Here is a 13751-nt window from a genome sequence, read left to right as displayed (position 1 = left end):
TTATCCGTTTGACCGCCGCGAATAATTCCACGGCATCAGCTCTTCGATACGGCTCTGCCTATGGCCATTGACGATGGCGGTGAGCGTCTTGGTCAGGTAGGCATGTGGATCAACGGCATTGAGTTTGCAGGTCTCGATCAGGGAGGCGATTGTCCCCCAGTTCTCGGCCCCAGTATCGTGGCCTGCAAAGAGAGCATTCTTCCGATTTAACGCTATCGGCCGAATGGTCCGTTCGACGGTATTGTTGTCGATCTCGATCCGGCCGTCGGTAAGGAAGATGCAGAGGCCATCCCAGTATTTGGCGATGTAGGAAAGCGCTTCGCCGAGCGGCGATTTACCAGCGACGCGGGTGCGATGCTGCGTCAGCCAGGTTCGCATGTCGGCAATCAATGGCGATGATCGTTCTTGCCGCCCAGCGAGGCGAGCTTCTGCGGAGAGCCCGCGTAGCTCGGCCTCGATCCGATAGAGTTCGCCGATCCGCTTTACACCCTCCTCGGCAATCGGTGCTGAGCCGCTGCGCGTGATCTCGACCAGCTTGCGCTTGGCATGAGCCCAACAATAGGCAAGCTGGATGTCGGGACCGACACGATCCGGTGCGATCAGTCGATTATATCCAGCATATTCATCGACCTGGAGGATGCCTGTGAATCCTTGCAATATCCGCTCGGCATATATTCCGCCGCGACCGGGTGCGTAGGTGAAGGCGACGCCGGGCGGCGCACCTCCGTCCCACGGTCTGTCATCACGGGCCAATGCCCAGAAGTATCCTGTTTTGGTCTTGCGGGAGCCAGGATCGAGGACTGGCGCACGCGTCTCGTCCATGAACAGCTTCGTCGACCGCTTCAAGTCGGCAATAAGAGCGTCGAAGACTGGGCGCAGTTCGAATGCGGCCCGGCCGACCCAATCGGCGAGTGTGGACCGGTCGAGATCAATACCCTGTCGGCTCATGATCTGGGCCTGCCGATAGAGCGGCAGGTGATCGGCATACTTCGAAACCAACACATGTGCGATAGTCGCCTCGGTAGGCAATCCAGCGTGGATGAATCGTGCTGGTGCTGGAGCCGGGGATACGCCGTCGGTGCAGGCGCGGCAGGCATATTTTGGCCGACGCGTGACGATAACGCGGAACTGCGCCGGAATGATATCCAGCCGCTCGGACACGTCCTCGCCGATGCAATGCAGGCCGCCGCCACAGTTGCAGATCAAGCTTTCCGGCTCGATGATCTCTTCGATACGAGGAAGATGGGCGGGAAGAGAGCCACGATTGGCGGCGCGAGATTTGGGGTGCGGCCTACCTGGAGCACTGTCGGCGTCGTCTTCGGCATGTATCGCCGCAATGGCCGTTTCCAGGTCTTCCAGTGCAAGATCGAATTGCTCAGGATCGGCCTTCTCGGATTTGCGGCCAAAGGCGGCTTGTTTGAAAGCGGCGACCAGTTTCTCCAGCCGTTCGATCCGCTCGTCCTTGCGGACTTCACGAAGCTGGGAGGCGATCAGCATCGCCTTCAGGGCAGTAATATCGTCTGGAAGATCGACCGCGTCCAACATACTGGAAGTTTATCAAATTGGGCGGCGTCTCGCTGCCCGAATTTGCCACCCGAGTCATCGTGACGCACCTATTCGATTGCGGCTGGCGCTCGCGCCTCTACGGACCGGACCCGACGCCAGTCGAGCCCGGCAAACAGCGCTTCGAACTGGGCATGTCCCAGGGTCATCAGACCGTCGCGGATGTCTGGCCAGGTGAACGTATGCTCCTCCAGCCGCTTGTATGCCATCACCAGACCGCTGCCATCCCAGTAGATCAGCTTTAACCGATCCGCTTTGCGTGACCGGAATACGAAGACCGTTCCCGTGAACGGGTCCTTGTGCAGTTCGTTTTTGACCAGCGCCGCCAAGCCGTCGTGACCTTTGCGGAAATCGACAGGCTTGGTCGCCACCATGATCCGAACCCGGTTCGAGGGAAAGATCATGCCGGAACCGCACAGGCACGTGCGACAGCGGCGATCCGGCAGGCGGACGCGCCTTCTTCCAAGCGAATCGTGACAGCGCCGACGATGATCTCGGGACGGCTGGCTTTCTTGATGGGCGGCTCCGCAATGGGTGGATCGACGACAACCGCCGCGAACTCCACCGCATCCTCGGGTGCTGGCAGAACCAGCTTGCCCTGCCGCGCCATCGTTCGCCAAGTCGAGAGGTGGTTTGGCTTAAGGCCGTGGCGTTCTGCAACTTCATTCACCAACGCTCCGGGCCGAAGGGTCTCGGAAACGATCTGCGCCTTCACCTCGTCCGGCCAATGCCGCTGCGGCTCACGCCCAGACTTCCTGGTCGTGAGAAACTCCAATGTAGTCTCCATGGAGAAACTCCCGTTGCTCATCCATGGATAGGCGATCACAGATCAGGGCGGCGAGGACAATGTGGGATTGGAACAGCGGTTACGGTGAAGCAGGTCGAGGACACCGCTGATCGTCGAAACAAGACTTGGTGCATACACTGCGGCTCTCGCCTAGAGCAGGTCATCGCGAACCGCGATCACGCGCCTTCAAAAGCACTTCTGGACGAGCCGTTTCCTGCTAACCTGCCTCTCACTCGGGTGTGCCAGCCTTGCAATTCGAGCTTCGCAGAGGACGAAGAATACACTGCTGCATTTCTCGGAGCTGTCCTTTCCGGAGGCACCAATCCCGATGCGCAGGTGGTGGACCGACCTAAAGCGACGTTTCGTAGCAATGTTGCTTTGCGTGCTCGGATAGAGAGGTCGAAGACGGTCGAACGCGACCTTTTTGGCCAGGAAACGGTCGCTTGGTCGCCCGAGCATGATCGCCTGCGGAGGGTTCTGATCAAGAATGCCCGCGGTCATGCCTTCTATGAACTAGGGGAACCAATGCTTGGGGAGCCGTCGCGAGTATGGTTCGGGCCTCTCGTCGTATTGGACGAAACCCAATCTGAAGTATTTGAAAATGTCGTTTGGCCGGAAGGATTGATGCCCGAAGTCGGCAGTCGCTTGATGACCCGATTTATCACTGGCGATGATCTCGATGAGGGTTGGATAATTGTGCAAGAGGGCGTTTACCGCTATGCTGTTCTTCAATCAGGAGGTGTGATTGTTCGGCTGGTCATGCGGGAATATCTTGCGGCCGAGATTATATGGGAGTGACGATTTTCAATCTTTTAATGGGCGGCGTCGCGTTCAACCAGCCGCGTAATGGTTCCGAAAGCTGACAATCGCGGCGACCAGGTTCTGGTGAACCCATGATGCCTTATCGTCTCTGGTCAAGAAGCCATCGAAATAAGTAGCATAGACCGCAAAACTTAGGTCGATGAAGTCGTTGCTCGCGCGATCAATGCGAACGACGGCCTGGCTTCCGCCCCGTATCCACCAGAGTAGATACATGATGAGCCCAAGCGCGAAACGGAACAGATAGGTCCGCGAGATTTCCTGCTCGCTCAACCCTTCACGGGGCAACTCGTACTCCTTTGCCAATGTCTCCCAGATCTGGATAGCGGTACTAAAAATGGTGACGATCATCTGCCGGGTGTATTTGCCGCCCGTTCTGATGATTCGTATTTCGCCACGGTCGAACAACTGCGCCTGCATCTCTGGAAAGGATTCGACGAAATCGACAGCGCCCTCAATCAACGATGGCTTCATGGTTCGAGCCCAAGCCCAAAGCGCATCCAGGTGGACCCGGGCGTCTTCATCCAATGGAGCATCCGATCGAACCAGCGAGACGAAATGGCGAATGTCTCCAGATGGCCCCTCCCAGATCAGACGGCCCAAATCTTCGGCTACCACCGGCCCAAGCCGCGCAATATGGTCGCCGGACCGGAGCAGTATTGTCTGATCCGGATGATCCCCCACGACTGAAAGCCCATGCCGGACTCCATCGAGTGATTCCTGCTTGTAGATTTCGTACCAAGCGAAATCGGGTAGGACGGCCAGGTTGCAAATGCTGGATTGAAGGTACTGGCGCAACTCATCCGATTGCAGCATGTTGCTGTCGATCACCCAAGCTTGCATGTCGAACACTCGCGCTCAAAGGTGTGACAGCGTTTCGCCACTTTATTAGCAAACATTACCCCTGCCGTTTCCCAGATGTTGACGCTCGACTAATCCTGCTGAACCGTCTCCAAGTACGCTTTGATGCCGGCAAGTGCTACATGCATGTCGATCCGATCTGAAAAGGGATCCATAAGGACACCGATTTGCTTGGCCATGGCAGGATGGATGGGCACCTTCTCTGCTCCCGCCTTCTTCTTTCCGAAGCGGCTCAAGCCGCACATTGCGACGGTTTCGATACCCTTGTCCGTGAGAGGTTTGACGACTTTCCCGAACCACTGGATGTGATCGGCGTAGTTGTCAAAATGGGGATGCACGATTTTATATTGCTGAGATCGAGTTGGGAACCGCTTGAGCGCGGGATTGACCCTGACCTCTTTCTCCTTCTTGGCAAGATTACAATCCTTGCAAGAAATGCTCAAGTTCTGAGGTACAAACATGAACCTGGGTGCTGCGTCACGGGATATGATGTGTTCCCCGTCCCAAACTGCATTGTTGTTAGTCGCGATTTCAAATGTGCAATAGCAGCACCGCTGACCCTGTTCAGCAATGTAGTGGTCCTTAATCTGCTTTCGAATTGGAGAGACTTCATCGTCGCCCCAATAGGACCCAGCCTGATCGACAGCAGGACGGTCTTCATAGTTTTTGATGATGAGCTGATTTGCGTCGGAATAGACAACCGGGTTCATTACGACGCCTTCGTTCCCGCAGACCGAGCGACATCAGCAATATCGCCGATAATATCCGCAATCGGATCTCCCGGTTTCAATTGCTGACTGATCTTGTGAAGATCAGCTGTGACCTCGTCGAATTCCGGCGACTTCGACTTACCTTCCGAGATGAGTTCGAGTGCTGCGACGACCCTCCCCCTGACATAGAGGTTTCCGGGCATTGGCGTACCGAACACCTCCGCGAGCAGGTAGTCTGCCGACTGACCGGTAATAGCTTCTGTGGCCGGCATTGACGGTTGGTCGAGCGCGATGACGTTCGCATGCTTGGGAAGCTCCGATATGACCATCGGAGAATGCGTGGCGATAACGAAGTGGCATCCTTTGAAACGGGCGAACGTCTTGATTAGCAAATTGACGTAGTCGACCTGCCACTCAGGATGCAGGCTGAGTTCTGGCTCGTCGATCAACACGAGGCTCGCATTGTTGATGACCGAAGCCAAGGCAAGCAGCGCGCAGATCATGCTCAGCTGTCCGGAGCTGGCACGTCGCAGGTTGGAAACCGGACCGTTGATTTGTTTAACCTCGACACCGGAAAGCCGGAGAAACCCTGCGCGCCGCAACGGTTGCAGGACGCGAAAAGTATCGTCGAGAGCGCCTCCGTAATTGAAATCCGCAACCGTCTTGACGAACCCGTCCTCAGCGCGCCCCATTGCCAGGTCCAGCAGATTGTTCAGCTCCGCTTCGTCAAAGCCGCTACGAAGCATTTCCTCGACGTTGCGGCTCTCCGAGAAGTCGCCGATCGTTTTCCAATCGACCCTTTCTCCGCGCTGCAACCGCCGCAACACTGACGAGTGGATCCGTATCTTGTAAATGACGGTCAGGATCGGCTCCAGCCCAAGGAATTGAAAGACCGAGCCAATATTGATGCGACGGAGCGCCTCGTTCTCCGCCTCTTCGAACAGATTGTTCAGTGACCGAAAGAGAAGGGATTCCATCGAAGCTTTGCCGAATTGATCGCGAAGCCCGAGATACTCGTAGATCGAGGCATCAACCGGCTTGACAGAGTGTCGGATGGACCGTGGAACCGGGAATTTATCGAAGGGACTGATGGTTAGCGCGACAACCCGTCTCGGAAGCGGCAAATCAAAAATAGATATCATTACTCCGTCAAGCCGACATTCCAAGGTTTGCTTGCCATAGTAGTCTATCGTGCAGTGGCGCCCATCGATCATGTATGAGAGGTGCTCGAGTGAAAACTCCCTGATTGTGCGACGTTTTCGCGTCTGCAACTGCTCCAACGTCACAAACGTCTGGACGATCGAACTGAGAAGGTGCGACTTTCCGGTACCGTTTTTGCCTATCAGAGCAGTGATGTGTTCCGACGACGAGTAGTTTGGTGTCTGAGGCAGCTCGCTGAACGAAACATGAGGGTTCATCCATTCCTGCTGTCGACGCCACGGAAGGTCCACTTGAACCTTTGCTGTGCGAGCAGCCAGCAGCTGGAAATCGTCCCGTGCGTACATGGTTCCCCTCACACTGACCCTGAGTGGTAAAAGAGGGTCATGATCCTGCATATCCGCTCTTTGATGCCTGCTAAATCACGTTTTCAGGTTGCAACATATCTATCCACAACAACATTGAAGATTGGAGCCGAACAGAGTGATGGACGACACGCGCTGTCCATCTGCGGACATGTCGACTCTCCAGCTGGGTATTGAGGCTTAGTACAGAACCCGTTTGATCGTGCGCTCGCCCGGATTGATGCCTAAAGGGAGCAGCTGCGATCGTTTAACACTACCCGGCTGAGGTTCACGAAATTCCACCGATAGAACCTACGCATTCCGTCAATTCGGATAATATTAATCTATAAGTTCAGGAACAGTGGAATTTGTGGAATTCATAGGTTATAAAATTAGCAGGAGATTGAAACCTATGGATTCTAAAAGACGAAATCTGAATGCTCTCGCTCGATGGGCGCTGGACTTACAGCTAACACCTCTGCGGACAATGGAGCCGTTGATTCGCCCGGAAAGGGGGTGGATCCGGGCTATTCGCGAATCGATTGGCATGACGACCGGGCAATTCTCGAAGCGATTGGGCGTTGCCCAGCCACGTATAGCAGCCCTCGAGCGCGCCGAGGCAAGCGAAGTCATAACGCTCAAGAGCCTGCGGCAAGCAGCCGAAGCGTTGGATTGCGTTCTCATCTATGCCGTCGTGCCCAAGGCTCGGCTGGAAGATGTCGTAAAAGCCCGGGCTCGTCATGTTGCCGAGCAACAGCTCAAACGTACGGCTCAGACCATGCGGCTGGAAAATCAAGCGGTCAGCCGCGCCCGAATGGAGCGCGCTCGGGATGACCTCGCAGAGGAGATTCTCAGGGACTACAAGCGCTTGTGGGCTGACGTATGACCGATCCGCTGATTGGCGCTGAGGATGATGCTGCGACGCCGTTGACGCCGGATGAGCGCCGCGATCTGATACCCAGCTACATCACCACGCGCGACCAGTTGAACGAGGTCGAGCAACTCGGGATCGCCGAAGCTGACCGATGGGCTTTCGGCCGAAAGCGCGACGTACTCGACGAGCGATTTCTGTTAGGCCTGCACAAGCGGATGTTCCAGGATGTCTGGAAGTGGGCAGGAAGTTTCCGCACGACACCGCGAAACATCGGCGTAGACGCCTATAAAATTGGCGTAGAGTTGCGACATCTCCTCGGCGATGTGCGCTACTGGAGTGAACATGCGACTTTTGCAACAGATGAAGTTGCACTTCGATTCCATACGCGACTGACCTGGATTCATCCGTTCCCAAATGGAAACGGCCGTCACGCGCGTCTTGCGGCCGATCTTCTGGTCGTGGCTTTGGGCGGCAGTCGCTTCACATGGGGCGGGGCCGGCCTCGTCGATGCGAATGCCATGCGTAGAGCTTATATCGACGCTGTACGTGCAGGCGACAATTACGACTTTCAACCGCTTCAAAGATTCGCGCGTTCCTAAATTTAGATATAAATCGAACGCTATTGTCGCGAACGACTAAGCTAAATAACTCGCCTATACAAGTAGTGTGGTAGATCAGTATGATAAATAATATCAACGAAAACATTATCTTAGAGAAAGATTACGACAGGGCCGTAAGTTCACATCCTTTCAAGGCGTTACGGAGCTCAATTGCTGCGGGTGAGAAGCAGGACCCTGAATCTTGACTGGTTATCTGGAATGGCTCACGGGTGTTCATTCCTGACTCATACACAAAATCAATGACACGCAAACAACGCTGCACCGGTTATTGAAAGTTGCGGATGGTATCTACGGTGCACGTTTTTCGCCGTAATCCGCCTCCTGTGGCAAGGAGAGTGTGTGCAATCAATGCGTCGCAACGAACGCATAATAATAATGCAATTCCATCATGTACTAAGAGAATATAGTCTTTATAATTTTGGGTATGGGACAATCAGCAATACGTCCCTTTACCTTCCCAATCCAAAAGCCATAATTTACGTCAATGCTGTCAATGCCATGTTCATTTATAGATATTCTCAATTCTTTTAGAAAGTTGTCAATATTGCTATCTAGTTCAATATACTCAACAGAACCGTCACGATTTGTGATGCTCTTGCCTAGCTTGAAATCTCCAGTACCAACATTATAATCTAATAATATACGGCATCACTCAATTTTCTGCCAACACTCTTCGATAAGTCAATGTCATTTTCATCATAGGAAACCGCTGCAATGATTTGTGCAAAGAAAATGTAATCGATCTCGCCTTCCTCATAGAAGGAATCGATGACGTCTCTCTCGCGATTTTTCATTGGGCCACCCTCACGGTTTTATATCAATTTCAAATGGTGTTCCTATGCTCGGAAACAAATCAAATTTCGCGCCTCCTGTCTTGGAGGTAAATTGCCATCCAACGCGTGCTCCAATGGTTCCCTAGCGTAGACACTGCTTCATGCTTTTAAAAGCCATGAGTGCTGGCTAAACTCCTGAGCAAATAGCGAGTATATAGCTTATGAAATTGGATTATCCGCTGCTTGGCCTCATCAAACACTGCGAAACGGTCTGCGAGGCAGCTTGCTGTGGTCGTGATGCATTTGACTTTTCCCCAATTCATATGGCGTCGTTCTTGCTACGATATAATTGCGGGATCGACGCAGATCAGATTGAGCAGATAAAATCCCAACTGAGGAACCTCAAGAGGGAGAGCATAGACGCAATAAAAAACGACAAGGCGATAACAATAGCCGAAATGAATCAGATTTTTACCGGAGAACAACTCGCTGAACTTTGCTCTGAATTATCTGATAATTTACTACTTGTTCCGGAAATAGTTTCGTTTGCGGAAAAGCTTTTGGAAAATCTGTCGGAATCGGAGAGTGATTAACTCATTCGGAACACTGTTGCTATGGATAGTTATTGATGAATTGCACAATTAAGAAGATCGATTGTTCCGAAATCTTGGACTGGCCGTCTTTCCATGATGTTTTCATTTCTGCTTTTGGTTTTCCAGACTTTTATGGGAGAAATCTCAGCGCTTGGGTCGACTGCATGACCAGTTTGGATGACGACTTCTCAAGTTTCGTGGTCGAAAGAGGAAAGATGGTTGTTTTACAACTCGATCACGGACAAAAACTGAAAGACCGCTCGCCAGAAATTTGGAATGCAATCTTAGAACTTGCGGCGTTCGTAAACTATCGACGTCTAGAATGCGACCAACCGCCGATTTTGATTGTCTCTTTTTACTTATAATTGAGGGTTTTAGAGGTGCGCCCCGATTGCATAGCCAATGTTGACCCAGTGAAATCCAAGACATATCGCATCGGTCAGCCCTTCAAACACACCTTGAAGCGACACCAATCTGGAAAGTCGCCGTTAAAAACGAAGAAATCCTCTAGGTACTTTAGTCCTGCGACCTGGAGCCGTCTAACAAATTCGTCGGCAGCTTCCCCTCCGAATAACGGGCCAAAAGACACGATATCGTCGCTAGTGTCTAAAGGAGGAGACTGTTCCATTAGCTCACACAGTTTTTCCAGATTTATCTCGGCGTGTTTTAAGCTTTCTCGCCGAATTATTATTCCGTACTCGCAAGTTGCTTCAATTAATGTCATTCTCCAGATCCTGAGCTTTGTGTGTCCTGCACCCGTTGCATTACTTGGCTCCACCTCCGCTTTCCCGTCGTATTAATTGGCGCCCGCGATACGACAGAATCAAGGCGCTGTCATATTGTGTAAAGGAAGTTTTGCTGAGGCGACCAAGCGAATTTCAGGGGTAATCCCCCCGTTTTTAACGGGGCTTTGCAGTAGAATTTACGCAGCCATTTTCAGTTTCTGTGCGGGCGTTTTGCCGCCGATACCCATATTGGGACGTTCGTTGTTATACGTCCAGCGCCATTGGGTAGCGAATTCCTGAGCCTCTTCGATGCTTGCAATGATGTGCTGGTCCAGCCATTCGTGCCGAACAGTTCGGTTATAGCGCTCGACATATGCGTTTTTTTGCGGCTTTCCTGGTTGGATGTGACTGATAGTAACCCCTTGTTTTTCTGCCCATTCCATGAGCTTACCACTGACATACTCAGGGCCATTATCCACACGAATGGTGCGGGGTTTGCCGCGCCATTCGATGATCTGGTTGAGGCAACGAATGACACGCTCAGCTGGTAGTGAGAAGTCGACTTCAATGCCGAGCCCCTCGCGATTAAAGTCGTCCAGGACATTCAGCAGCCGGAATTGCCTGCCGTCCTCCAACCGATCCGCCATGAAATCCATGGACCAAATCAAATTTGGCGCTTCGGGCACGGCCAGCGCATCGGGTTTGTCGCGCTTCAACCGCTTGCGTGGCTTGATCCTGAGGTTCAGTTCCAGCTCACGGTAGATGCGGTATATGCGCTTGTGGTTCCAGCGATGCCCCCGGACATTGCGCAGGTAAAGAAAACAAAGACCAAAGCCCCAGCTCTTCTTCGCCCTCGTTAGCCCGATCAGCAGATCGGCGATCTGCTCGTTCTCTTCGTTCAACCTAGCGCTGTAACGATAGCAGGTCTCGCTGACACCAAAGGTACGGCAGGCCAGTGCAATGCTGACCCGCGTAACGCCACAGCTTTCCTGGCCATCTCCCGCCGTTGAGATGACCGCGTCATTTTTTTCCAAGAGCCTCTTTTAGGCTCAGGACTCATTGCTTTCCGAGCCAGAATATAACGGCTGCTGCGAGATCTATTGCTGCACGGAACACGACCGGGCAGCGATCATAACGGGTAGCAATTCTTCGCCAGTCTTTCAGTCTGCCAAACATGATTTCGATACGATTACGCCGCTTGTATCGACGTTTGTCATACTTGATAGGCTTCTTACGGTTTTTGCGACCCGGGATGCACGGCTTTATCTCTTTGTCTTTTAACCGTTTTCTGAACCAGTCAGCATCATAGCCTCTATCGGCAAGAAGTCGACCTTCGGTAACGCCTGATTAAGGCTGCAGCTCCGGTGTAGTCGCTGATTTGTCCCGCCGTGACGTGTAACCTGATGGGGCGCCCTTGCGCGTCAGTGACGGCATGCAACTTGGTATTCATGCCACCTTTTGTCCGGCCGATCAGTCGTCCATCGCCCCCTTTTTTAACCGTAGCCTTGAAGCCGTGCGGTGAGCTTTCAAATAGGTCGCATCCATCATGACAGTCTTTCCAACCGACGATTTGGAAGACAGACCTTCTAATATCTGAGCAAATATCCCCTTGTGACACCAACGGTTCCAACGATTATAGAGCGTTTTACAAGGCCCGTATTCCCGAGGGGCATCACACCACCGTAACCCAATGCGAAGAATGAAGATAATTCCACTCAAGACACGTCTGTCATCAACGCGTGGTCGTCCATGGCTCTTGGGAAAAAAGGGGCGAAGGCGTGACATCTGTCCTTCGCTCAGCCAGTAAAGATTGCTCATCGTTCAGTCGGAACTGTTGCAAACTTTCCGTCAACGGTCGCTGATATATGATCCGGTTTTCAAGCAAGCCGGGATTATGTGATGTTCAAGGGCCGTCATTTCGATAAGTCAGTAATCTTACTTTGTGTGCGATGGTACCTTTCCTACAGTTTGAGCTTGCGCGATTTGAAGGAAATGATGGCTGAACGCGGTATCGATCTCGACCATTCGACAGTCCACCGTTGGACGCAATATTTCAGTCCAAAATTGCTTGAGCGCTTCAACCGCAAGAAACGCCGAGTCACTCGAAAATGGAACGTCGATGAAACCTATGTTCGCGTCAAAGGCCAATGGATGTATTTCTACCGTGCCATTGATAGTAATGGTGATACGGTTGAGTTCTGGTTTAGTAAAGAGCGTGACTTAAGGGCTGCCAAACGCTTTATGCGCAAGGCTTTAGCACGCCATGGCAGACCGACCCGCATCACGGTCGATGGCAGCCAGACAAACCGAACAGCAATCATCCAGTGTGACGCCGAAGATCGACTAAAGCGAGGTGGAAACCCGATTGTTATTCAATCCTCCAAGTACATGAACAACAACATTGAACAGGATCACCGGCGTATCAAACGCCGGATAAGATCCATGCTTGGGTTCAAATGCACAGTCTCAGCCAGCATCACTTTGGCTGGTATCGAACTCATTCACATGATGCGAAAGCAGCAGGGCATTTTCGCCGCAGCGACACCGCTTTCACTCAAACAACAGTTCACAGCCCTCACAGCATAATTGCGTCTGCAGCCAAGGCATGCTCCGTGATGAACGAATTTTTGCAACGGAACCTGTTCAAAAAGGCTCTCGGCAGCACCCCAGCACAGTATTTTGCGCAACGAACTGTGTCCAGGTGAGGTTATGCTGAAGTGCCTCAACTGCGCTCCTTTTCTACATGCGTGGCTTCATATCACTACCGACGTTAGCTGGAACCGAAAATCTTGACTGGCAATCAAACGTTGACCGTAAAATTGTTTAATGATCGCAAATGGTTAAATAGCAGCTTGTGAGATTGAGTAGCTGAAATATCCCACGTTACAAAATGCTGTAACTTCTAATCATGTCACAAAATTAGGTTATATATATCCAAGCTAAATGGCGTTCAATTCGAACCAGCCTGAAATATCCTGTATTTTATCGCGATTTTGCTTTCGGTCTGGAAACAGCGCAAAATAGCCATAGCCTGTGTCCAAAACTCTGGAGAAAGGGCGCAGAAGCGCCCCACTGGCTAAGTCATCCTCTGCAAATGTAAGGTCACCCATGGTCACGCCAAAACCACTTGCCGCAGCCGTTATTGCAAAATCTTGCGTGTCAAAAACCTGATTACTCGAGCCTCGGAGCGAATAAGCGCCTTCAGCCTGTAACCAGAGCATCCAGTCACTGTGTCGCGGATTTGAATGAATCAACACACATTCAGCCAGTTTGTCTATGTTCGCAGGCTGCCCTAATGTTTCGATCAACGACGGCGAACACATAGGTGTCAGACTTTCTCTGACCAGAGGGATAACCACCATCCCTGGCCAACTGCCATTTCCATAAGTTATCAGCATATCGATATCGTCAACTGAGAAATTCGGACGCGCAAACCAGGCAGTATCGATATTTATATTCAGATCAGGGTGCTTTTTTAAAAGATCCGGGAGGCGAGGGAGGAACCAACGCCGAGCCAACGTTGGTGGCATACGGATAGTCAGTGTGCGACTTGGACGTTTTGTAGCTTCAAAGGAGCTTTTAAGCGAAGCCATCAATCCATTGATGATGGGCAGCAGCGCGCGCCCTTGCTCTGTCAAAAGTACTTTTCGCGTATGCCTGTCAAAAAGGCTACAGCCGAAATAATGTTCCAAAAGCTGGATTTGACGGCTGATCGCACTTTGACTGATGTTCAACTGATTTGCTGCAGCCGTAAAACTTCCAGTATCAGCGACAACTGAAAAGCTTTGAAGTGTCTGCAATGGTGGCAGACGATTATTGTCCAGCTTGAGATCCAAGGGGCGCTCGCGGTTTCAAAGGATTAAGGACGCCATTCAGGCTATCATTGTCGGCTAATAAAGGCGAACATTATTGCATTATATACAA

13 protein-coding genes and 2 pseudogenes are annotated in these 13751 nt (G+C 52.1%); 6 read left to right on the top strand and 9 right to left on the bottom strand.

Annotation, left to right across the window (positions count from 1 at the left end; all coding sequences use genetic code 11):
- The 3 genes from tnpC to tnpA all read right to left on the bottom strand — a co-directional run bounded on the left by tnpC (window position 1) and on the right by tnpA (window position 2350).
- On the bottom strand, window positions 1–1545 hold the full coding sequence (tnpC, locus tag CES85_RS24745; RefSeq protein WP_095448452.1) for an IS66 family transposase: 1545 nt from the start codon (window positions 1543–1545) through the stop codon (window positions 1–3).
- 68 nt (window positions 1546–1613) lie between these two features.
- Window positions 1614–1967: an IS66 family insertion sequence element accessory protein TnpB gene (gene tnpB / locus CES85_RS27305; protein ID WP_157743514.1), complete on the bottom strand. Its 354-nt coding sequence runs from the start codon at window positions 1965–1967 to the stop codon at window positions 1614–1616.
- Window positions 1964–2350 (bottom strand): IS66-like element accessory protein TnpA, encoded by a 387-nt coding sequence (gene tnpA, locus CES85_RS27300; protein WP_244923312.1) that lies wholly within the window; start codon window positions 2348–2350, stop codon window positions 1964–1966. The genes tnpB and tnpA overlap by 4 nt, the downstream gene beginning before the upstream one ends.
- 84 nt (window positions 2351–2434) lie before the next feature.
- On the opposite strand from tnpA, the gene CES85_RS24735 reads away from it, so the two are divergent.
- A complete protein-coding gene (locus CES85_RS24735; protein ID WP_095448451.1) occupies window positions 2435–3148 on the top strand; it encodes a hypothetical protein in 714 nt (237 codons plus the stop codon).
- Between the two features lie 33 nt (window positions 3149–3181).
- Here CES85_RS24735 and CES85_RS24730 read toward each other — a convergent pair whose 3' ends face one another.
- The 3 genes from CES85_RS24730 to CES85_RS24720 all read right to left on the bottom strand — a co-directional run bounded on the left by CES85_RS24730 (window position 3182) and on the right by CES85_RS24720 (window position 6245).
- Entirely contained in the window at window positions 3182–4012 is an 831-nt protein-coding gene (locus tag CES85_RS24730; RefSeq protein ID WP_095448450.1) for a hypothetical protein, read from the bottom strand.
- Window positions 4013–4101: 89 nt separating this feature from the next.
- The gene (locus CES85_RS24725) at window positions 4102–4740 is read right to left on the bottom strand and encodes an HNH endonuclease family protein (RefSeq protein WP_095448449.1); all 639 of its coding nucleotides are present in this window, start codon (window positions 4738–4740) and stop codon (window positions 4102–4104) included.
- A complete protein-coding gene (locus CES85_RS24720) occupies window positions 4740–6245 on the bottom strand; it encodes an ATP-binding protein (RefSeq protein WP_157743512.1) in 1506 nt (501 codons plus the stop codon). The genes CES85_RS24725 and CES85_RS24720 overlap by 1 nt, the downstream gene beginning before the upstream one ends.
- A 409-nt stretch (window positions 6246–6654) precedes the next feature.
- Between CES85_RS24720 and CES85_RS24715 the strand changes: the two genes are divergently transcribed.
- From CES85_RS24715 to CES85_RS24700, 4 genes are all read left to right on the top strand, one after another.
- Complete coding sequence (locus tag CES85_RS24715; protein WP_095448447.1) at window positions 6655–7128, top strand: mobile mystery protein A; 474 nt, start codon at window positions 6655–6657, stop codon at window positions 7126–7128.
- The gene (locus tag CES85_RS24710; RefSeq protein ID WP_095448446.1) at window positions 7125–7715 is read left to right on the top strand and encodes a mobile mystery protein B; all 591 of its coding nucleotides are present in this window, start codon (window positions 7125–7127) and stop codon (window positions 7713–7715) included. The genes CES85_RS24715 and CES85_RS24710 overlap by 4 nt, the downstream gene beginning before the upstream one ends.
- A gap of 1015 nt (window positions 7716–8730) precedes the next feature.
- On the top strand, window positions 8731–9102 hold the full coding sequence (locus CES85_RS24705) for a DUF6331 family protein (RefSeq protein ID WP_095448445.1): 372 nt from the start codon (window positions 8731–8733) through the stop codon (window positions 9100–9102).
- Window positions 9103–9137: 35 nt separating this feature from the next.
- The gene (locus tag CES85_RS24700; RefSeq protein ID WP_095448444.1) at window positions 9138–9467 is read left to right on the top strand and encodes a barstar family protein; all 330 of its coding nucleotides are present in this window, start codon (window positions 9138–9140) and stop codon (window positions 9465–9467) included.
- Window positions 9468–10024: 557 nt separating this feature from the next.
- On the opposite strand, the pseudogene CES85_RS24690 reads toward CES85_RS24700, so the two are convergent.
- Window positions 10025–10857 (bottom strand): annotated as a pseudogene (locus CES85_RS24690) (IS3 family transposase); the annotation flags it as partial.
- 26 nt (window positions 10858–10883) lie between these two features.
- Window positions 10884–11645 (bottom strand): annotated as a pseudogene (locus tag CES85_RS24685) (IS5 family transposase).
- A gap of 81 nt (window positions 11646–11726) precedes the next feature.
- Between CES85_RS24685 and CES85_RS24680 the strand changes: the two are divergent.
- Window positions 11727–12413, top strand: a complete 687-nt coding sequence (locus CES85_RS24680) for an IS6 family transposase (RefSeq protein WP_095448442.1) — start codon at window positions 11727–11729, stop codon at window positions 12411–12413.
- A 353-nt stretch (window positions 12414–12766) separates the two neighbouring features.
- Here CES85_RS24680 and CES85_RS24675 read toward each other — a convergent pair whose 3' ends face one another.
- Window positions 12767–13663, bottom strand: coding sequence for a LysR substrate-binding domain-containing protein (locus tag CES85_RS24675; protein ID WP_095448441.1), 897 nt, complete (start codon window positions 13661–13663; stop codon window positions 12767–12769).
- Window positions 13664–13751 lie beyond the last annotated feature (88 nt).

The sequence above is a fragment of the Ochrobactrum quorumnocens genome, assembly GCF_002278035.1.
Classification (GTDB): Bacteria; Pseudomonadota; Alphaproteobacteria; order Rhizobiales; family Rhizobiaceae; genus Brucella; species Brucella quorumnocens.
Note: the sequence above shows the minus strand (reverse complement) of the source record. Positions and strands in the feature narration are given on the sequence as shown.

Excerpts from the sequence above, each read along its gene's own strand:
- tnpC (WP_095448452.1), bottom strand. The coding sequence starts at position 1,545 with ATGTTGGACGCGGTCGATCTTCCAGACGATATTACTGCCCTGAAGGCG.
- tnpB (WP_157743514.1), bottom strand. The coding sequence starts at position 1,967 with ATGATCTTTCCCTCGAACCGGGTTCGGATCATGGTGGCGACCAAGCCT.
- tnpA (WP_244923312.1), bottom strand. The coding sequence starts at position 2,350 with ATGGAGACTACATTGGAGTTTCTCACGACCAGGAAGTCTGGGCGTGAG.
- CES85_RS24730 (WP_095448450.1), bottom strand. The coding sequence starts at position 4,012 with ATGCAAGCTTGGGTGATCGACAGCAACATGCTGCAATCGGATGAGTTG.
- CES85_RS24725 (WP_095448449.1), bottom strand. The coding sequence starts at position 4,740 with ATGAACCCGGTTGTCTATTCCGACGCAAATCAGCTCATCATCAAAAAC.
- CES85_RS24720 (WP_157743512.1), bottom strand. The coding sequence starts at position 6,245 with ATGTACGCACGGGACGATTTCCAGCTGCTGGCTGCTCGCACAGCAAAG.
- CES85_RS24715 (WP_095448447.1), top strand. The coding sequence starts at position 6,655 with ATGGATTCTAAAAGACGAAATCTGAATGCTCTCGCTCGATGGGCGCTG.
- CES85_RS24710 (WP_095448446.1), top strand. The coding sequence starts at position 7,125 with ATGACCGATCCGCTGATTGGCGCTGAGGATGATGCTGCGACGCCGTTG.
- CES85_RS24705 (WP_095448445.1), top strand. The coding sequence starts at position 8,731 with ATGAAATTGGATTATCCGCTGCTTGGCCTCATCAAACACTGCGAAACG.
- CES85_RS24700 (WP_095448444.1), top strand. The coding sequence starts at position 9,138 with ATGAATTGCACAATTAAGAAGATCGATTGTTCCGAAATCTTGGACTGG.
- CES85_RS24680 (WP_095448442.1), top strand. The coding sequence starts at position 11,727 with ATGTTCAAGGGCCGTCATTTCGATAAGTCAGTAATCTTACTTTGTGTG.